The 18,891-nt window shown below is 54.6% G+C and carries 17 protein-coding genes; 7 read left to right on the top strand and 10 right to left on the bottom strand.

Features of this window, described 5'->3' with window-relative positions:
• Positions 1–43: 43 nt before the first annotated feature.
• The 6 genes from aroK to NAZ64_RS09585 all read right to left on the bottom strand — a co-directional run bounded on the left by aroK (position 44) and on the right by NAZ64_RS09585 (position 4,349).
• Positions 44–565: a shikimate kinase AroK gene (gene aroK / locus NAZ64_RS09560; protein WP_000818621.1), complete on the bottom strand. Its 522-nt coding sequence runs from the start codon at positions 563–565 to the stop codon at positions 44–46.
• A 464-nt stretch (positions 566–1,029) separates the two neighbouring features.
• Positions 1,030–2,268 (bottom strand): DNA uptake porin HofQ, encoded by a 1,239-nt coding sequence (gene hofQ / locus NAZ64_RS09565; RefSeq protein WP_076935753.1) that lies wholly within the window; start codon positions 2,266–2,268, stop codon positions 1,030–1,032.
• The gene (locus NAZ64_RS09570; RefSeq protein ID WP_000648140.1) at positions 2,183–2,584 is read right to left on the bottom strand and encodes a HofP DNA utilization family protein; all 402 of its coding nucleotides are present in this window, start codon (positions 2,582–2,584) and stop codon (positions 2,183–2,185) included. The genes hofQ and NAZ64_RS09570 overlap by 86 nt, the downstream gene beginning before the upstream one ends.
• Complete coding sequence (locus tag NAZ64_RS09575) at positions 2,574–3,047, bottom strand: HofO family protein (protein ID WP_220569596.1); 474 nt, start codon at positions 3,045–3,047, stop codon at positions 2,574–2,576. Before NAZ64_RS09575 ends, NAZ64_RS09570 begins: the two co-directional genes overlap by 11 nt.
• Positions 3,031–3,570 (bottom strand): PilN domain-containing protein, encoded by a 540-nt coding sequence (locus NAZ64_RS09580; RefSeq protein WP_000951385.1) that lies wholly within the window; start codon positions 3,568–3,570, stop codon positions 3,031–3,033. The genes NAZ64_RS09575 and NAZ64_RS09580 overlap by 17 nt, the downstream gene beginning before the upstream one ends.
• On the bottom strand, positions 3,570–4,349 hold the full coding sequence (locus tag NAZ64_RS09585) for a DNA utilization protein HofM (protein ID WP_483640918.1): 780 nt from the start codon (positions 4,347–4,349) through the stop codon (positions 3,570–3,572). The genes NAZ64_RS09580 and NAZ64_RS09585 overlap by 1 nt, the downstream gene beginning before the upstream one ends.
• 120 nt (positions 4,350–4,469) lie before the next feature.
• On the opposite strand from NAZ64_RS09585, the gene mrcA reads away from it, so the two are divergent.
• The gene (mrcA, locus tag NAZ64_RS09590) at positions 4,470–7,022 is read left to right on the top strand and encodes a peptidoglycan glycosyltransferase/peptidoglycan DD-transpeptidase MrcA (RefSeq protein ID WP_017441589.1); all 2,553 of its coding nucleotides are present in this window, start codon (positions 4,470–4,472) and stop codon (positions 7,020–7,022) included.
• Between the two features lie 95 nt (positions 7,023–7,117).
• Here mrcA and nudE read toward each other — a convergent pair whose 3' ends face one another.
• Positions 7,118–7,681: an ADP compounds hydrolase NudE gene (nudE, locus tag NAZ64_RS09595; protein ID WP_000045725.1), complete on the bottom strand. Its 564-nt coding sequence runs from the start codon at positions 7,679–7,681 to the stop codon at positions 7,118–7,120.
• Positions 7,682–8,003: 322 nt separating this feature from the next.
• Between nudE and igaA the strand changes: the two genes are divergently transcribed.
• The 4 genes from igaA to hslO all read left to right on the top strand — a co-directional run bounded on the left by igaA (position 8,004) and on the right by hslO (position 12,184).
• Complete coding sequence (igaA, locus tag NAZ64_RS09600) at positions 8,004–10,136, top strand: intracellular growth attenuator protein IgaA (RefSeq protein WP_000104092.1); 2,133 nt, start codon at positions 8,004–8,006, stop codon at positions 10,134–10,136.
• A gap of 64 nt (positions 10,137–10,200) precedes the next feature.
• Entirely contained in the window at positions 10,201–10,869 is a 669-nt protein-coding gene (gene yrfG / locus NAZ64_RS09605) for a GMP/IMP nucleotidase (protein ID WP_001520508.1), read from the top strand.
• A 10-nt stretch (positions 10,870–10,879) separates the two neighbouring features.
• On the top strand, positions 10,880–11,281 hold the full coding sequence (gene hslR / locus NAZ64_RS09610) for a ribosome-associated heat shock protein Hsp15 (RefSeq protein WP_000660719.1): 402 nt from the start codon (positions 10,880–10,882) through the stop codon (positions 11,279–11,281).
• A 24-nt stretch (positions 11,282–11,305) separates the two neighbouring features.
• On the top strand, positions 11,306–12,184 hold the full coding sequence (hslO, locus tag NAZ64_RS09615; RefSeq protein ID WP_001135571.1) for an Hsp33 family molecular chaperone HslO: 879 nt from the start codon (positions 11,306–11,308) through the stop codon (positions 12,182–12,184).
• Positions 12,185–12,294: 110 nt separating this feature from the next.
• Here hslO and NAZ64_RS09620 read toward each other — a convergent pair whose 3' ends face one another.
• Positions 12,295–14,004 carry a DUF4153 domain-containing protein gene (locus tag NAZ64_RS09620; protein ID WP_483640919.1) on the bottom strand — a complete coding sequence of 570 codons (1,710 nt, stop codon included), beginning with the start codon at positions 14,002–14,004 and terminating at the stop codon, positions 12,295–12,297.
• Between the two features lie 379 nt (positions 14,005–14,383).
• Between NAZ64_RS09620 and pckA the strand changes: the two genes are divergently transcribed.
• A complete protein-coding gene (gene pckA, locus NAZ64_RS09625) occupies positions 14,384–16,003 on the top strand; it encodes a phosphoenolpyruvate carboxykinase (ATP) (RefSeq protein ID WP_020899320.1) in 1,620 nt (539 codons plus the stop codon).
• A 74-nt stretch (positions 16,004–16,077) separates the two neighbouring features.
• Here the strand turns inward: pckA and envZ are convergent, their stop codons facing one another.
• On the bottom strand, positions 16,078–17,430 hold the full coding sequence (envZ, locus tag NAZ64_RS09630) for a two-component system sensor histidine kinase EnvZ (protein WP_001253818.1): 1,353 nt from the start codon (positions 17,428–17,430) through the stop codon (positions 16,078–16,080).
• Positions 17,427–18,146 carry an osmolarity response regulator transcription factor OmpR gene (gene ompR, locus NAZ64_RS09635; RefSeq protein WP_001157751.1) on the bottom strand — a complete coding sequence of 240 codons (720 nt, stop codon included), beginning with the start codon at positions 18,144–18,146 and terminating at the stop codon, positions 17,427–17,429. The genes envZ and ompR overlap by 4 nt, the downstream gene beginning before the upstream one ends.
• 225 nt (positions 18,147–18,371) lie before the next feature.
• On the opposite strand from ompR, the gene greB reads away from it, so the two are divergent.
• The gene (gene greB, locus NAZ64_RS09640) at positions 18,372–18,845 is read left to right on the top strand and encodes a transcription elongation factor GreB (RefSeq protein WP_000856695.1); all 474 of its coding nucleotides are present in this window, start codon (positions 18,372–18,374) and stop codon (positions 18,843–18,845) included.
• The last annotated feature ends 46 nt before the right edge of the window (positions 18,846–18,891 follow it).

Here is an 18,891-nt window from a genome sequence, read left to right on the forward strand (position 1 = left end):
CCTTAGTTACTTGTGCCCGCTTACCCAGCGTATTCTGCTTGAATTAGTTGCTTTCCAGCATATGAATAATCTGGTTTGCCACAACCTTAGCGCTTTGATCGTCGGTGCGAATGGTGACGTCGGCAATCTCTTCGTACAGCGGATTGCGTTCGTTAGCCAGCGCTTCCAGAACTTCGCGAGGCGGCGCTTCAACCTGCAACAGCGGGCGTTTTTTATCACGCTGCGTGCGCGCCAGTTGTTTTTCGATGGTCGTTTCAAGGTAGACCACGACGCCACGCGCGGAGAGACGGTTACGCGTTTCACGCGATTTTACAGAGCCACCGCCGGTTGCCAGCACAATACCCTGTTTTTCCGTCAATTCGTTGATAACTTTTTCTTCACGATTACGGAAGCCGTCTTCACCTTCAACATCGAAGACCCAGCCCACATCAGCTCCGGTTCGTTTCTCAATCTCTTGATCAGAATCGTAAAATTCCATATTGAGTTGTTGAGCTAACTGGCGCCCAATAGTGCTTTTTCCGGCACCCATAGGCCCAACCAGAAAGATATTGCGTTTCTCTGCCATTTTTTCGGTACTACTAAGACTATTCGTTAATGGTAAACCCGCTTCACAGACACCCAGCGCAGCAGGACATGAACTGAAACCTCATAAGATATTGCGAGAGTCAGACTGAAAATTATCTCAATACTCAAGCGGGTTTGGCAACTGAATAAATCACCAAGCCTGATTGTTGCAAAACCCGAGTTAGCGTTGCCGGATGGCGACCAGAACAACATATCCGGCCTACAAATTGCTCTACTTTCAAACAATTGTGCGAAATCCGCAGAACCAATACGTCTGCATCAGCGGACATTCAGCCGTTTATCATCGGTCTTATGCACACCTTCGGCAAGGCAAAGCGCATTAATCAATGCGTCAGCAACGAAAAGCACGACTCTCAAATCGGTACTCCTTGTATGCTAAATACATCCGCACGTCAAATCCCGCAGATGCGTTCAGTGCAAAAACAGCGCTTTTTTATGCATAAATTATTCTGTCGCCACCAGTCTGGGGGTGATAAACACCACTAATTCGCGTCGCTCGTCCTCTTTGCCGTCATGGCGGAAGAGCTGACCAAGCCAGGGAATATCCCCCAACAGCGGCACGCTATCGCTACCCGATTTATTTTTTCGCGAAAAAATGCCGCCCAGCGCCAGCGTCTCGCCGCTTTTTACCTCTACCTGCGTTTCAATTTCCTGTTTATCTATCGCCAGCACTTCGCCGTCAGCCTGTTGTAGTACCTGACCGGGAACATTCTGGCTGATATGTAACTTCAGGCGGATGCGCCCTTTTTGCAAAACGGTGGGCGTCACCTCCATTCCCAGCACCGCTTCTTTAAATTCAACGGAGGTCGCGCCGCTTTCGCCGCTGGAAACCTGATAAGGAATTTCGCTGCCTTGCTTGATACTGGCTGGCTGCAGATGGGAAGCCAGCAGCCGGGGGCTGGCGATAATATCCAACTGCTGCTTTTGCTCCAGCGCTGACAGTTCCAGATCCAGCAAGCGTCCGTTAATGCGCCCGATGTTAAACCCGACGCGTGAGGTGGCGGCGGCGACGGATAAATCACTGGAAAGCGTCGTCACGTCACCCACCGCGCCCGCTTGCGTCGCGTCAGCCAGCGTCCACTTTACGCCCAGTTCCCGTAGACTCTTTTCGTTAATGGTGACGATATGCGCCGCCAGCTCCACCTGCGCCACCGGCAGATCCATTTGCGATACCCATTTTTCCAGCTCCGCCAGGACCGCGCGGTTATCGCGCAACAGCAGGCGGTTGGTGCGCTTATCTACCATGATGGTTCCCTTCGCGCTCAGGAGTTTCTCGCCCGCTTTCGCCAGTTCGCCGGCATCGGCGTATTGCAGGCTAATGCTGCGGTTTTCCAGCGGTAAATTAGCCTGAAGCCTTAACCGCTCGGCATCCTGCCGCGCACTATGTTCTTTCTGCCAGGCCTGTGAATGAACATGGAGAATATTCCCCTCCTGACGCAGCACCAGCCCCGCGCTATTGACCACCGTCTGTAGCGCCTGTTTCCATGGCACATCCGTCAGATGTAGCGATAATGTCCCGCTGACGTCCGGCGACACCACCAGATTCTGCCGCTCCTGCTCGGCTAAAGCCTGCAAAACCTGCACCACAGGGACGTCATCAACCACCAGCGTCACTTTCGCCGCTTTTCCCGCCTGCACGGCGGGCATCAAGGCTATCAGTATTATGGCTATCCATCGCTTCATTGTCCGCTCCCTGACGTAGCCACCGCCACTGCGGCGGCGCACAATTTTTACCGGTCGTTAACGTTAAGGCTTCCGCCGTCAGGCGGACAATCGTCCAACCGTTTTCCAGCGTCTGCCCTTCTTCCACTCGTCGCCATTTTTGCTGACTGTCTTTAAGAATGCCTGTCCATCGCTCGCCTTTACGCACCGCGCCCTGATACCGCCACTGCGAGAGTTCCGCTATCCGGCAGCGATCTTCCGGCGGGCGGAAGGGATCGCGCATTCCCGTCAACGTCAGCAAACAAAAACAGAGCAATACACTGCGGCTAGCCTTCATTCGCCAGGCGCTCCAGTTGCAGAGTCATCAATAATTCCGCCCCCTCTTTACGCAATGAAAACCGACTTACGATCATCTCGCTTTCGGCCAACCGGACAAACAGCGACGGCACCGCATCCCAGGACGTTTTCAGCGCCATTTCTCCCCCCTGCGCCGATGGCTGCCAGTGCAGCAAACTCAGGGGAGGCGCCTGGAAATCTAACGGCGAAAAAGGACGCGGATTTTCAACGGTGCCCCCGAAAAGCGGTTCAGCCGCGATGCTCAGACGGCGCAGATTACGCCACTGTTGCCGGGCGGCCTCGCGCTGCTGGCTTAACCGCGTTTGTTGCGTATCCAACGTCTTCCAGCCGGGATAGCCCACAGATGACGCGACCGTCAGCGTCAGGCACAGCACGCCTGCACACCAACAAAAAACCCGACCACGGCGCGACATCCCGTACCAGATATCAAAGAGCGCGTTCACGGGCGGCGCTCCTCGTTAACTGATAATGGAACTGCCAGCGCCCTTGCGCATCCTGCCGCGTGGCGCCCGTGCGGTTTAGCGGAAAACTGACATAGTGACGAAGCGATGTCTCAAGCGTGAGCAGGGCGTCAAACGTTCTCGCCAGCCCTTCCAGCTCTAGCGTCTCTTGCTGATAATTGAGGCTTGTCAGCCATGCCTGCTCTGGCAACAGGTTGGCAAGGTCAATCAAGATAGATTGCCAGGCTTGCGTCAGTTCACGCTGCGCCTGACGTTGTAATCGCGCCTGTTGCTGTCGCTGACGCTGCTGCAACTGCGGTATGTTCGCCGCAAGCGCTGTCGTGCGTCCGTTTTCCGCCGTCAGTAGCAGCTCGTTAATCCTCCCCTCCTGCCAAAAAACCAACCGGGCGATCGTCGCGAGGCTTGCTATCAGCAGCAGGGACGCGCCCCATACCACGCACCACAGCCGCAGACGCGCTACGTAATGTTGGCGCCGCCAGGGGAGCAAATTGACAGAATGCGCCATCAGCGTATCTCCCCCATGGCTAAACCCAGCGCAATCGCAAAGCGATAACCGTCCGGCGGAACCGGCGGTTGGCGGACGGTAACGGCGCGCCAGGGGTCGAATTCGCCTTCGGCGCATAATGAAATATGTTCCGGCACGACGGATAATGTTGCGGCAAGGTCATGCAGCGTCGTCGCCTCGCGCGCCGATTTACGCCCCCACGCATAGCGCGTCGCCCACAGCCACTGGCTCTCATCGCGCCAGACCAGACATTGCCGCCCCGAAGGTATAAACGGCAGCAAGCGCTGTAACGCACAGGCATCGGGCGTTACAGCAGCGATGCGCACATTGAGCGTTTGCGCCAGCGTTAACAGCGCTGAAATTTCTTTGCTTTGCACGGCGGTAACGTTGAACGCGGGGCTTAACGCATCGTCCTGAAAGTCGAAACGCAATAAGTCCGGATCCATATCCAGCTCACGCGCCATCGTTTGTGAAAGCCATGCGATTTGCTCACGTTCCCGCAGCCGCATCGGCGGATGTGGAAAAGCGCGTTGCAATGTCCGATTTGCGGGAAAAGAGAGATAAATACGGTGACGCAGCGGCAGCTCACGACTCCAGGGTCGCAGTACGTGAGCCAGCGATTGCGGGTCAGGAATCGTACCCTCTGCCGTGGAGGCGTTCATCAGCGGCAGTCGCCACCAACGTTGCAGAGACCAGTCCGATGCGCCGCGAATAACGGCGATGGCCAGCGCTTCATGCTGCTGAATGTGCAATCCTATTTGCCAGGTTTTAAAAGCCATAACGGTCGATCTCCTTATCACCCGTCGCGTTAACGGGTATATCAATGCGTCTGGCTTGCCTTTATACTACCGCGCGTTTGTTTATAAACTGCCCAAATGACACTAAATGGGAAATCTCCAGTGAAGTTCGTAAAGTATTTATTGATCCTTGCAGTATGTTGCATCCTGCTGGGAGCAGGCTCGATTTATGGCCTTTATCGCTATATTGAGCCACAGCTACCTGACGTCGCGACATTGAAAGATGTGCGTTTGCAAATTCCGATGCAGGTTTACAGCGCGGATGGCGAACTTATCGCGCAATATGGCGAAAAACGTCGTATTCCCGTTACGCTCGATCAAATTCCGCCGGAAATGATCAACGCCTTTATCGCCACCGAAGATAGCCGCTTTTATGAGCATCACGGCATTGACCCGGTAGGTATTTTCCGTGCGGCCAGCGTCGCGCTCTTCTCCGGTCACGCATCGCAGGGAGCAAGTACCATTACCCAGCAACTGGCGCGAAACTTCTTCCTTAGCCCCGAACGCACGCTGATGCGCAAGATCAAGGAAGCGTTTCTGGCGATTCGTATTGAGCAGTTGCTGAATAAAAATGAGATCCTCGAACTCTATCTGAACAAGATCTATCTCGGCTACCGCGCCTATGGCGTTGGCGCGGCGGCACAGGTCTACTTTGGTAAGACGGTCGACCAGCTTAGCCTAAGCGAAATGGCGGTTATCGCCGGGCTACCTAAAGCGCCTTCTACCTTTAACCCGCTCTACTCGATGGATCGGGCGATAGCGCGCCGTAACGTAGTGCTTTCGCGAATGTTAAGCGAGGGATATATCACTCAGGCGCAGTACGATCAGGCCCGTAGCGAACCTATCGACGCAAATTATCACGCGCCGGAAATCGCCTTCTCCGCGCCTTATCTATCGGAAATGGTGCGCCAGGAAATGTATAACCGTTATGGCGAAAGCGCCTACGAAGATGGTTATCGTATTTACACGACCATCACCCGCAAAGTGCAGCAGGCCGCGCAACAGGCGGTACGTAATAACGTGCTGGACTATGACATGCGCCACGGTTATCGCGGCCCGGCGAATGTGCTATGGAAAGTGGGCGAAACGGCGTGGGACAGTAAAAAAATTACCGATACGTTGAAAGCGTTGCCGACCTACGGACCGCTGCTTCCCGCCGTGGTCACCAGCGCTAATCCGCAAGAGGCGACCGCTGCGCTTGCCGACGGTACGTCCGTTTCGCTACGTATGGAAGGAATGCGTTGGGCGCGGCCTTACCGCTCGGATACACAGCAGGGGCCGACGCCGCGTAAAGTTACCGATGTCGTCCAGACAGGTCAGCAAATCTGGGTTCGTCAGGTGGATAACGACTGGTGGCTGGCGCAGGTACCGGAAGTGAACTCCGCGCTGGTTTCGCTTAACCCGCAAACAGGCGCGGTACTGGCGCTGGTCGGCGGTTTCGATTTTAATCAGAGTAAATTTAACCGCGCGACGCAAGCTTTGCGTCAGGTGGGGTCGAACATCAAACCGTTCCTCTACACCGCCGCAATGGATAAAGGGCTGACGCTCGCCAGTATGCTCAACGATGTGCCGATTTCCCGCTGGGACGCCGGGGCAGGTTCAGACTGGCGTCCGAAAAACTCCCCGCCGCAGTACGCCGGACCGATTCGTTTACGCCAGGGGCTGGGGCAGTCGAAAAACGTGGTGATGGTACGCGCCATGCGCGCCATGGGCGTCGACTATGCGGCGGAGTATCTGCAACGCTTCGGCTTCCCGGCGCAGAATATCGTGCATACCGAATCGCTGGCGCTGGGCTCCGCCTCCTTCACGCCGATGCAGGTTGCGCGCGGTTATGCGGTGATGGCGAACGGCGGTTTCCTGATCGACCCGTATTTCATCAGCAAGATTGAGAACGATCAGGGCGGCGTGATCTTCGAAGCGAAACCGAAAATCGCCTGCCCGGAGTGCGATATCCCGGTCATTTACGGCAATACGCAGAAATCCGACGTGCTGGAAAACACCAATGTGGAAGAGGTCGCGGTTTCGCAAGAGCAGCAAAACAGCGCCGTACCGATGCCTGAGCTGGAACAGGCAAACCAGGCGCTGGTCGCGCAAAACGGCACGCAGGAATACGCGCCGCATGTGATCAATACGCCGCTGGCGTTTCTGATCAAAAGCGCGCTGAACACCAATATCTTCGGCGAACCCGGCTGGATGGGTACCGGTTGGCGTGCGGCGCGCGACCTTAAACGTCGCGATATCGGCGGCAAAACCGGTACGACCAACAGCTCGAAAGACGCATGGTTCTCCGGCTATGGTCCTGGCGTCGTCACTTCCGTATGGATCGGCTTTGACGATCACCGCCGTGATTTAGGCCGCACCACCGCTTCCGGCGCGATCAAAGATCAAATCTCCGGCTATGAGGGCGGCGCGAAGAGCGCGCAACCTGCATGGGACGCCTATATGAAAGCCGTGCTGGAAGGCGTGCCGGAACAGCCGCTAACGCCGCCGCCGGGCATCGTCACGGTGAATATCGACCGCAGTACCGGACAACTGGCGAGCGGCGGTAACAGCCGTGAAGAGTATTTCATCGAAGGCACGCAGCCGACACAACAGGCGGTACACGAGGTGGGAACTACCATTATTGATAATGGTGAAACACACGAACTGTTCTGATCAAAAAAGGCGCTCCGGCGCCTTTTTTATTGTGTTTAGCGGATGACGGCGAACGGGGAGACAAACTTTCCGTTGGCTTGATCAACGCCGCGCCATCAGGCAATTCGGCCCTGCGCTTTCAACCACTCGCGTACCAGAAACAGCGCGCTGACGTTGCGGGCCTCGTTAAAATCGGGGTCTTCCAGCAGATCCATTAAATGCGCCAGCGGCCAGCGTACCTGCGGCAATGGCTCAGGCTCGTCGCCTTCCAGCGACTCCGGATAGAGATCTTCCGCCACCACGATATTCATTTTGCTGGAAAAATAAGAGGGCGCCATGCTGAGTTTTTTTAAGAAGGTCAGGTTATGCGCGCCAAACCCGACCTCTTCTTTGAGCTCCCGGTTCGCCGCTTCAAAAACGGTCTCGCCCGGGTCGATCAATCCTTTCGAGAAGCCCAGCTCATAGGATTCGGTTCCCACCGCATACTCACGAATAAGAATCAGATGCTCATCAACGATCGGCACAATCATTACCGCCTCACGGGTTGATGGTCGCATACGTTCATACACGCGACGCACGCCGTTGCTGAACTCCAGATCCACGCTTTCTACGTTAAACAGTCGGGATTGTGCGACGGTTTCCACTTTCAGAATGGTGGGTTTTTGTAATGATTTGCTCATTGTGAGAATCTTTGCAGTGTAATCTGTGGTCATTGTGCGACATACCGCACGGTTTCGGCAATGCGAATTGCCGTTTATTTACATTTATGTAACGTAATAAAAATTAATTCTTATTTCAAATTAAAAGTCAATAGGTTGAAATAACTCCAGGAATTTGCTGATATTCCGTTTTTGGTGGTATTGCTATGATTTGCCTTCACTGGGATGCGCTTTACAATGCTCAAGTTCAACTCCACGCTTGCCGATAGCCAACCACAGAAAAATGTTTATTGGACAGGGTGCGACTGACCACGCCTGACAGACTTAGTAAGATGGGGAAAGCATGAGCACCATTCTGATTTTTATAGCTGCTTTGCTGGCCTGCTCTCTACTGGCAATATGGCGGTTCCGGGTAAAGTCCAGACGAGGGAGCTTACCGTGGATCAGCGCCTTTCAGGACGCGCAAACGCGTAAACTGTTGCCCGAAGAGCGCAGCGCGGTAGAAAACTATCTCGATAACCTTAGCCAGATCCAGCAAGTTCCGGGGCCGACAGGCGCCAGTGCTGCGCCCATCTCGCTGACGCTGAACGCGGAAAGCAACAGTGTCGTGATACTGACCCACTCCATCACCCGCTACGGCATTACCACTGACGATCCTAATAAATGGCGCTACTACCTCGACTCCGTCGAAGTCCATCTGCCGCCTTTCTGGGAACAGTACATCAATGATGAAAACAACGTTGAGCTGATCCTCACGGATACGCTGCCGCTGGTGATCTCTTTAAACGGCCATACGCTGCAAGAGTATATGCAGGAGTCGCGCGGCTACGCGCTACAGAATACGGCCTCTACGCAGGCGTCGATTCGCGGCGAAGAGAGCGAGCAGATTGAGCTGTTGAATATCCGTCAGGAGACCCACGAAGAATATGCGCTCAGCCGCCCGGCTGGCTTGCGCGAAGCGTTGTTAATCGTCGCCTCCTTTTTGTTATTCTTTTTCTGTCTGATAACGCCAGACGTTTTTGTACCGTGGATGATAGGCGGCGCTATCCTGCTGCTGGCAGCCGGACTTTGGGGACTTTTTGCGCCGCCGTCGAAAAGCGCGCTGCGGGAAATTCACTGTCTGCGGGGAACGCCCCGCCGCTGGGGACTGTTTGGGGAGAATAATCAGGAGCAGATTAACAATATTTCGCTGGGCATCATCGACCTTATTTACCCTGCCCACTGGCAACCCTACATTACGCAGGATCTTGGGCAACAAACGGATATTGATATTTACCTTGATCGCCATGTCGCCCGCCAGGGCCGTTTTTTATCCCTGCATGATGAAGTGAAAAACTTTCCGTTGCAGCACTGGTTACGCAGCACTGTTATTGCTATCGGTTCGCTGCTGGTGTTGTTTATGCTGCTGTTCTGGATCCCGCTGGATATGCCAATCAAGTTCACGCTCTCGTGGATGAAAGGCGCGCAAACCATTGAAGCGACAACGGTAAAACAGCTTGAAAAAGCTGGCGTGCGGGTGGGCGATACGCTGCATCTGAGCGGTAAAGGAATGTGTAATATTCATTCCGGCGCGACCTGGAGCGGCCAGTCTAACTCACCGTTTATGCCGTTCGATTGCTCGCAAATCATCTGGAATGACGCGCCTGCGCTACCGCTGCCGGAATCAGACCTGGTGAATAAAGCGATGGCGCTAAGCCAGGCGGTAAATCGTCAGCTCCATCCCAAACCCGAAGACGACTCGCGCGTCAGCGCATCTTTACGCTCCGCGATCCAAAAATCGGGCATGGTATTATTAGATGACTTTGGCGATATTGTTCTGAAAACCGCTGATTTGTGCGCGGCGGAAGACGAGTGCGTGCGCCTGAAAAATGCGCTGGTTAATCTCGGTAACAGTAAGGACTGGAACGCGCTGGTGAAACGCGCGAACGCCGGCAAACTGGACGGCGTCAACGTGCTGCTACGCCCCGTAAGCGCAGAGTCGCTGGAAAATCTGGTCACGACCTCAACGGCGCCGTTTATTTCTCGCGAGACCGCGCGTGCCGCCCAGTCGCTGAATAGCCCCGCTCCCGGCGGATTCCTGATCGCCAGCGATGAAGGCAGCGAACTGGTTGATCAGGCCTGGCCGTCAACGCCGCTGTATGACTATCCCGCGCAGGAACAGTGGAGCGCCTTCCAGCGTCTGGCGCAAACGCTCATGCAGACGCCATTTAGCGCCGAGGGCATTGTCACCAGCGTGTATACCGATGCCAACGGCACGCAGCATATCAGCCTGCATCGTATCCCCGATAAATCCGGCTGGTGGCGTTACCTCGGCACCACGCTGCTGATGCTGGCAATGATAGTGAGCGCGGTCTACAACGGCATTCAGGCGTTCAGACGTTACCAACGCCACCGTACCCGTATGGCGGACATCCAGGAATACTATGAAAGCTGCCTCAATCCCAGGTTAACTGTCTCTCCGGAAAATCTCATCTGATAGCGCCGCCGTGCGACAGGGTATGCTACCCTGTCGCGCAAATTGCGTTACCCTGGAGTTCCCCATGCATATTGATATTGACTGGCAAAACGTGGATACCGTTTTGCTGGATATGGACGGCACGCTGCTCGATCTCGCGTTCGATAACTATTTCTGGCAAAAGCTGGTACCGGAAACCTACGGCGCGCAGCAGGGTATTTCGCCGCAGGACGCGCAGGAATATATTCGCCAGCAGTATCATGCCGTACAGCATACGCTAAACTGGTACTGTCTGGATTACTGGAGCGAGCGTCTGGGTCTGGATATTTGCGCCATGACGACGGCGCAAGGGCCGCGCGCCGTTTTGCGCGACGATACCGTACCGTTTCTGAATGCGTTAAAAGCCAGCGGGAAACGTCGGATTCTGCTCACCAATGCGCATCCACATAACCTGGCGGTGAAGCTGGAGCATACCGGTCTGGCCTCACACCTTGATTTATTACTTTCCACCCACACATTTGGTTATCCCAAAGAGGATCAGCGGTTATGGCGCGCTGTCACTGAGGAAACGGGAATAAGCGCAGAGAAAACGCTGTTTATCGATGACAGCGAACCGATTCTCGACGCCGCCGCCCGGTTTGGTATTCGCTACTGTCTTGGCGTGACGAATCCCGATTCCGGCCTGGCGGAAAAGCACTATACGCGCCATCCGTCCCTGAACGACTACCGCCGTCTGATCCCCTCGCTGATGTGAAGGAGACGCCATGAAAGAAAAGTCCTCCGTTGAGGTCAGACTGGATAAATGGCTGTGGGCCGCGCGTTTTTATAAAACCCGCGCGCTGGCCCGCGAGATGATTGAAGGCGGTAAGGTGCATTACAACGGCCAGCGCAGTAAGCCGAGCAAAATCGTCGAGCTGAACGCAACCCTTACCCTGCGTCAGGGAAATGACGAACGGACGGTGATCGTTAAAGCCATCACCGAACAGCGCCGTCCGGCCAGCGAAGCCGCCGCGCTGTATGAAGAGACGGCGGAAAGCGTGGAAAAACGCGAAAAAATGGCGCAGGCGCGCAAGCTTAACGCCCTGACCATGCCGCATCCGGACAGGCGACCGGACAAGAAAGAGCGCCGCGACCTGTTACGATTTAAACACGGCGACAGCGAATAACTGTCACCCGCAAGAGAGATGATTATGCCGCAACATGACCAATTACATCGTTATCTGTTTGAAAACTTTGCCGTTCGCGGCGAGCTGGTGACCGTTTCGGAAACCTTGCAACAGATCCTCGACAATCATACCTACCCGCAGCCGGTGAAAACCGTACTGGCCGAACTGCTGGTCGCCACTAGCCTGCTGACCGCGACGCTGAAGTTTGCCGGTGACATTACGGTACAGCTCCAGGGCGACGGGCCGTTAAGCCTGGCGGTGATCAATGGCAATAATCAGCAGCAGATGCGCGGCGTGGCTCGCGTTCAGGGCGACATCCCTGACAATGCGGATCTCAAAACGCTGGTTGGCAACGGCTATCTGGTGATCACCATTACGCCGGAAGAGGGTGAACGCTATCAGGGCGTGGTGGGTCTGGAAGGCGATACTCTGGCGGCGTGCCTGGAAGATTACTTCCTGCGCTCCGAGCAGTTGCCGACGCGCCTGTTTATTCGTACCGGCGATGTCGACGGTAAACCGGCGGCAGGTGGAATGTTGCTCCAGGTGATGCCGGCACAGAACGCGCAGGCGGAGGATTTCGACCATCTGGCCATGTTGACGGAAACCATTAAAAGCGAAGAGCTGCTGACGTTACCGGCAAATGACGTGCTGTGGCGTTTGTATCACGAAGAAGAAGTCACGCTCTACGATCCGCAAGATGTTGAATTCAAATGCACCTGTTCACGCGAACGTTGCGCGGGCGCGCTGAAAACATTGCCGGATGAAGAAGTGGACAGCATTCTGGCGGAAGAAGGCGAAATCGATATGCACTGCGATTACTGCGGCAATCATTATCTGTTCAATGCGATGGATATCGCGGAGATCCGTAACAACGCCTCTCCTGCCGATCCACAGGTTCACTAATCGCCTCGTAGTCAGCAACGTCATTGCCTGATGGCGCTGCGCTTATCTGGCCTACAGCATCCCGCTCCGTAGGCCGGATAAGGCATTTATGCCGCCATCCGGCAAAAAGCTTACTCGTTGTAGTAATCCACATCCAACCGCTTACCATCAACAATGATATCGCGCCAGGCTTTGGGGGCTGAGTCTAACCGATGCCCGGCAATCGCGTGCAACAGTTGCGTCTTAGAAAACCCGTCCGGCAATCGGGCGAACGCTTTCTGCGTCCATTTCCCCTCTTTTAAGCCGTAGACCTGGCTCTCGGCAACAATAAAGTTATACAGCACCTGCTCAGGCTGACCGTCGCCGTTAAGATCCTGACTCACCAGCACGCAGGCATCCGGTTCAAGGCAGGAATCGTCCGAATAACTCTGCTCTTTGACAAACGCCCAAAATGCGGCATCCGGCTTCTGGCTACCGGGCGCAATCATCACCACCCGCGCTAAATCGTCCGCCGTCGGAGAGATCTTATTTCTCTGCAAAAACGTCATCAGTTCACGATTGCGCTTTCTGTTCTGCGTAAACGCCTCGTCATCCCGCAACGATTTCAGCGCTTCCTGGCCAGGTTTACCGCTGTGATCCAGCATATACAGGCTGATCTGATCCGCAGTAATTTTACCGCTATGGTAACGCGCCATATGGCTGTTGACGCTAATACGCCAGACATCAAGTACAGGCGAGGCCAGCAACAGCAATATCACCAGTGTCAACAAAGAGACGCTCAGTATCACCTTGCCTTGCCACTCACCAGGGTCGCGTCCGCGGCGTAACAGACCGATCAGATAACCGAAGGACCATACCAGCAAGACAGACACCGTCAGCGCGCCATACAGACGATCCGGCGTCCAGCCGTATTGCTGAATGCGTACCCATAACGCCCAGCCCGCCAGCAGCATATATATCGGGGCAACGCACAGCGAGGCGCTAATCATGCCGCGTAGTACGCGCGGATAGGGTAATACGCGCTTTTGCGGTTCGTTGACAATCGCCACGAGGAGCAGCAGCATCAGCGTCAGCGTGGATAGCAGCCCCGCAGCGGAAACACGCGCAGAAATCGCCTCCAGTCCGGTAAAGGGTAACGTCACAATAAACAGCAATGCCAGCAGCGACACCACCGGCAGTAAACCCGTCGCGATCAGCGTCAGCAGCTTTTGCACCGCCGCCACAAGGCGCGACTGCGTGCGGGCGAGAATGACCGCCAGCGCCGTAATCAGGCCGATGGTCACATAAATAAAGGCTTCAGTTTCAAAGAAGAGGGTGCTGAAAAAGCGGATGCCCACCAGCCTGAATAGCGCGCTCCAGAGCAGAAGCACCAGCCAGAACAGTCCGTTGGCGACCAGGACGATAAACAATGTCAGTACGTTATGCCATAACCGCATATAAAACTGGGGATAACGCGCCGAACCGGTTTGCGAATGTAGCTGATATTGCATCCAGGGTAATACCAGCATCGCCATCAACACAAGCCGGAGACCATACAGCCAGAGGAGCTCGGCCAGGCGCCATTTCTCCACCGTCTCAACCTGCCATTTCAGCCAGCCGCTCATTGCCAGCACGACCACAAAGGTCAGCCCCAGCCAGCCCCACAGCGCGCGCTGTTTAAAAGAGACCATGGTAAGCAATAGCATTGACGACAACGCTATCGTCGCAGGCATACCATAGAACAGCCAGTCGCTATTTTGTGGTACCAGCCAGGCCATCAGCAGGTAGCACAAGACGCCCTGCAGCAAACCGGTGAGCAACATACCCCAGCGAGTAGTACGTGAAAGCGCTACACTTTCCATGTCGTTATCCAGAATGATGAGAAAGCCGCATTATTGCATCATCTGTTCACCGCCAGGCGTCGTCATGCATAATTCAGAAAAAAACGCAGAGAGGTGAATCGATATTGTTAATGTTGGTGTTACGTAACTTTCTTACATGAATGCGATTACAGTCACATTATGCCGGTCAAAAACACTTCCTTTTAACGTTTTCAGAACATTTTCCACAACAAAAGTAGGTTTCCTGCCATAATAACCGCCGCTGCGTGACAGGAGTCACAGTGTTTTTCGTCAATCGTGATTTTGTCCAGATACGTAAATCTATGAGCCTTGTCGCGGTTAACCAACCTCAAAAAACCTTACTATTTTCGGTAATATATATTGGCTAAGGAGCAGTGATATGCGCGTTAACAATTTAACCCCGCAAGATCTCAAGGCTTATGGTATCAACGACGTCCAGGATATCGTTTACAATCCCAGCTACGACACCCTTTATCAGGAAGAACTTAATCCTGGTCTGGAAGGCTATGAGCGTGGCGTGTTAACTAACCTGGGCGCTGTTGCCGTTGATACCGGTATTTTTACCGGTCGTTCGCCTAAGGATAAGTATATTGTTCGCGACGACACCACGCGTGATACGCTGTGGTGGTCCGATAAGGGTAAAGGTAAAAACGATAATAAGCCGCTTTCTCAGGAAACCTGGCAACACCTGAAAGGTCTGGTGACGCATCAGCTTTCCGGTAAACGCTTATTCATTGTTGATGCGTTCTGCGGCGCAAATGCCGATACGCGTCTTTCCGTGCGCTTTATTACGGAAGTCGCCTGGCAGGCCCACTTCGTTAAAAATATGTTCATTCGCCCAACGGACGAAGAGCTGGTAGGCTTCAAACCTGACTTTATTGTCATGAACGGCGCGAAGTGCACCAACCCGCAGTGGAAAGAGCAAGGGCTGAACTCGGAAAACTTCGTGGCGTTCAACCTGACTGAACGTATTCAGCTTATTGGCGGCACCTGGTACGGCGGCGAAATGAAAAAAGGGATGTTCTCGGTAATGAACTACCTGCTGCCGCTCAAAGGTATCGCCTCAATGCACTGTTCCGCCAACGTGGGTGAAAAAGGCGATGTCGCGGTCTTCTTCGGCCTTTCCGGTACCGGAAAAACCACTCTGTCCACCGACCCGAAACGTCGTCTGATTGGCGATGATGAGCACGGTTGGGATGACGACGGCGTGTTCAACTTTGAAGGCGGCTGCTACGCCAAAACCATCAAACTGTCGAAAGAAGCGGAGCCAGAAATTTATCATGCGATTCGCCGTGATGCGCTGCTGGAAAACGTCACTGTGCGCGAAGACGGCAGCGTTGATTTCGACGATGGTTCCAAAACCGAAAACACCCGCGTCTCTTACCCGATCTATCATATCGATAACATCGTTAAGCCCGTGTCCAAAGCAGGTCACGCCACCAAGGTTATCTTCCTGACGGCGGATGCTTTCGGCGTGTTGCCGCCGGTTTCCCGTTTAACCGCTAACCAGACGCAATACCACTTCCTGTCGGGTTTCACCGCTAAACTGGCCGGCACCGAACGCGGCGTCACCGAACCGACCCCCACCTTTTCCGCCTGCTTCGGCGCCGCGTTCCTGACGCTGCACCCGACGCAGTATGCTGAGGTGCTGGTGAAACGTATGCAGGCAGCAGGCGCGCAGGCTTATCTGGTTAACACCGGCTGGAATGGCACCGGCAAACGTATCTCCATCAAAGATACGCGCGCGATTATTGACGCCATTCTGAACGGTTCTCTTGATAACGCGGAAACCTTCCGTCTGCCGCTGTTCGATCTGGCGATCCCGACTGAACTGCCAGGCGTGGATACCCACATTCTCGACCCGCGTAACACCTACGCGTCGCCGGAACAATGGCAGGAAAAAGCCACCGCGCTGGCGAAACTGTTCATTGAGAACTTCGAGAAGTATACGGATACCCCGGCAGGCGAAGCGCTGGTTAGCGCCGGACCGAAGCTGTAAGGAACAGGCCGGATGGCGGCTTTGAACGGCGTCATCCGGCGTTAAGAAGAAAGGGAGGATAATACCTCCCTTTCTTATGCCTCTTTTGTCGTCCCCTGGACGCGAGCCACAGGAACCGGTAGCCAGGCGCGAATTGACAATCCGCCACGCTCGCTGGTGCCAATCTCCAGCATCCCGTTATGGTTATCGATAATGCGCTGCACAATCGCCAGCCCCAGCCCTGTGCCGCTGGTGCTACGGGCGCTGTCGCCGCGCACAAAAGGCTGGAACAGATGTTTACGCTGCTCCGGCTTAATGCCCGGCCCGTCATCTTCTACCTGAAACCAGGCGCGATGCGACTCGGTGCCGCTGCTGACCTTAATCCAGCCGTTGCCATAGCGGGCAGCATTGACCACCATATTCGCCACCGCGCGCTTAATCGAGAGCGGGTGCATTTTCACCTGGATGCTCCCTGCCTGAAGCGCAGTGTTAATCTCACGCTCATAGCCGCTTTCCGCCGCAATCACCTCGCCCAGCACGGAATTGAGATCCGCCATCTCCATTGGCATTTCCTGACCGGTACGCAGATAGTCAATAAACTGTTCGATAATGGCGTTACACTCTTCGATGTCTTTATTGATCGACTCCGCGAGATAACCGTCTTCCTCGCCCATCATCTCCGTCGCCAGACGAATACGGGTCAGCGGCGTGCGCAAGTCGTGGCTGACGCCCGCCATCAATAGCGTACGGTCATCGGCCAATTGTTTCACGCCGGCTGCCATATGGTTAAACGCCCGAGTCACAGAGCGCACCTCAGAGGCGCCATATTCACGCAGCGGCGGCGGAATAATTCCCTTCCCTACCTGCAGGGCGGCATGTTCAAGATCCACTAACGGTCGATTCTGTATACGAATAAACAGCCACGCGCCGCCTATCGCCAGGAGCATGATCGCCAGCGTGTAACGGAAAAGCGGAGAAAAATCGCCCTGATGAATCTCGGTCAGCGGCACGCGCACCCAGATATTGGGCGACAGCCAGGTTTTGAGCCACACGACGGGCGAGCTTTTGTTGACCTCAACGCGCACTTCCGTCGGGCCGCCTAATTGCTGCGCCATCTGGTGGCTTAAGAATTCGTAGTGTTGCGCCCAACGCAGCCCGGCCTCTTCGGCGGCTTCGTTGGTGTAGAGAGAGATCCCCAGCTCGCGATAGATTTCCCGGCGAAACGCAGGCGGCACGACTAACTGCGTGCCGTCCTCCAGTTGCAGCTTATCGGTCATCAGCATACGGACTTCGTAAGCCAGAACCTTATTAAACTGCTGGAGGCTCGGCAAAATCGCGAAGTTCAGCACCACCAGGTAGGTCGTCACCAGGCTGACGAACAGCAAGGTGACGATGAGCAACAGCGTGCGGGCAAATGAACTTCGCGGCGAGAAGCGCATTCGCCTCATGCTTTAGAACCGTCCGGTACGAAGACGTAGCCCAGGCCCCATACGGTCTGAATATAACGCGGATGTGCCGGATCTTCTTCCACCATACGGCGCAGGCGGGAGATCTGGACGTCGATGGAGCGTTCCATCGCGGAATACTCGCGGCCACGGGCCAGATTCATCAGCTTATCGCGAGAGAGCGGCTCGCGCGGATGGCTGACTAACGCTTTCAGTACCGCAAACTCCCCGCTGGTCAGCGGCATCGGTTCATCTTCACGGAACATCTCGCGCGTACCGAGGTTCAGTTTAAACTTACCGAACGCGATAACGGCCTCTTCCTGCGACGGCGCGCCGGGCAGTTCGTTTGCCTGACGACGTAGCACGGCGCGGATACGCGCCAACAGCTCGCGCGGGTTAAACGGTTTAGGAATGTAGTCATCGGCGCCGATTTCCAGCCCGACGATACGGTCAACTTCTTCACCCTTCGCCGTGACCATAATGATCGGCATTGGATTACTCTGACTACGCAGGCGACGACAAATCGACAGACCATCTTCACCTGGCAGCATTAAATCCAGTACCATGAGATGGAAAGATTCACGGGTCAGCAGACGATCCATCTGCTCGGCGTTAGCGACGCTTCGAACCTGGAAGCCCTGCTCGGTCAGATAACGTTCCAGTAGCGCCCGCAGACGCATATCGTCATCAACCACCAGAATCTTATAATTCTCTTGCATTGTCTGTACTCCCAAAGGTTCGCAACAAATGTAAGTGTGTATTCTTAAAAAAGCTCACGTGAGTCACCAGCAAATTCTGGTATGAATTTCAGGCTAAATTGTTACAAAGCATATTTAACAGCAGCTTAAATATACAATTAATCGGCAACCCCATTATTTATTCTGTCGGGACGATCACGTTATACCCCGTGTGCGCAATATCGACAGCAAAGGTAAATCAACGAGATGAAAACGCCCCTGATCACCCGCGAAGGGTACGAAACACTCAAACAAGAGCTCAATTATCTCTGGCGTGAAGAGCGCCCGGAGGTCACCAAAAAAGTGACCTGGGCTGCGAGTCTGGGCGACCGCAGCGAGAATGCCGACTATCAGTATAATAAAAAGCGCCTGCGTGAGATCGACAGACGCGTCAGATATCTGACCAAATGCATGGAAAATCTCAAAATCGTGGATTATTCCCCGCAGCAGGAGGGCAAAGTCTTCTTCGGCGCCTGGGTGGAAATTGAAAATGATGACGGCGATACGCTGAAGTTCCGCATTGTCGGCTACGATGAAATTTTCGGACGTAAGGATTACATCTCTATCGACTCGCCGATGGCGCGGGCGCTACTGAAAAAAGAAGTGGGCGATCTGGCGGTGGTCAACACCCCTGTCGGCGAAGCAAACTGGTACGTCAATGCGATCGAATACGTCAAATAAGACAAGAAGAATCCTAAGCCCCCGCTGATGGCTGGCATTTTTGCCA

This window comes from Salmonella sp. A1325 (assembly GCF_056991255.1).

Coding starts and splice junctions, on each gene's coding strand:
- aroK (WP_000818621.1), bottom strand. CDS start 565: ATGGCAGAGAAACGCAATATCTTTCTGGTTGGGCCTATGGGTGCCGGA.
- hofQ (WP_076935753.1), bottom strand. CDS start 2,268: ATGAAGCGATGGATAGCCATAATACTGATAGCCTTGATGCCCGCCGTG.
- NAZ64_RS09570 (WP_000648140.1), bottom strand. CDS start 2,584: ATGAAGGCTAGCCGCAGTGTATTGCTCTGTTTTTGTTTGCTGACGTTG.
- NAZ64_RS09580 (WP_000951385.1), bottom strand. CDS start 3,570: ATGGCGCATTCTGTCAATTTGCTCCCCTGGCGGCGCCAACATTACGTA.
- NAZ64_RS09585 (WP_483640918.1), bottom strand. CDS start 4,349: ATGGCTTTTAAAACCTGGCAAATAGGATTGCACATTCAGCAGCATGAA.
- nudE (WP_000045725.1), bottom strand. CDS start 7,681: ATGAGCAAATCATTACAAAAACCCACCATTCTGAAAGTGGAAACCGTC.
- igaA (WP_000104092.1), top strand. CDS start 8,004: ATGAGCACCATTCTGATTTTTATAGCTGCTTTGCTGGCCTGCTCTCTA.
- yrfG (WP_001520508.1), top strand. CDS start 10,201: ATGCATATTGATATTGACTGGCAAAACGTGGATACCGTTTTGCTGGAT.
- hslR (WP_000660719.1), top strand. CDS start 10,880: ATGAAAGAAAAGTCCTCCGTTGAGGTCAGACTGGATAAATGGCTGTGG.
- hslO (WP_001135571.1), top strand. CDS start 11,306: ATGCCGCAACATGACCAATTACATCGTTATCTGTTTGAAAACTTTGCC.
- NAZ64_RS09620 (WP_483640919.1), bottom strand. CDS start 14,004: ATGGAAAGTGTAGCGCTTTCACGTACTACTCGCTGGGGTATGTTGCTC.
- pckA (WP_020899320.1), top strand. CDS start 14,384: ATGCGCGTTAACAATTTAACCCCGCAAGATCTCAAGGCTTATGGTATC.
- envZ (WP_001253818.1), bottom strand. CDS start 17,430: ATGAGGCGAATGCGCTTCTCGCCGCGAAGTTCATTTGCCCGCACGCTG.
- ompR (WP_001157751.1), bottom strand. CDS start 18,146: ATGCAAGAGAATTATAAGATTCTGGTGGTTGATGACGATATGCGTCTG.
- greB (WP_000856695.1), top strand. CDS start 18,372: ATGAAAACGCCCCTGATCACCCGCGAAGGGTACGAAACACTCAAACAA.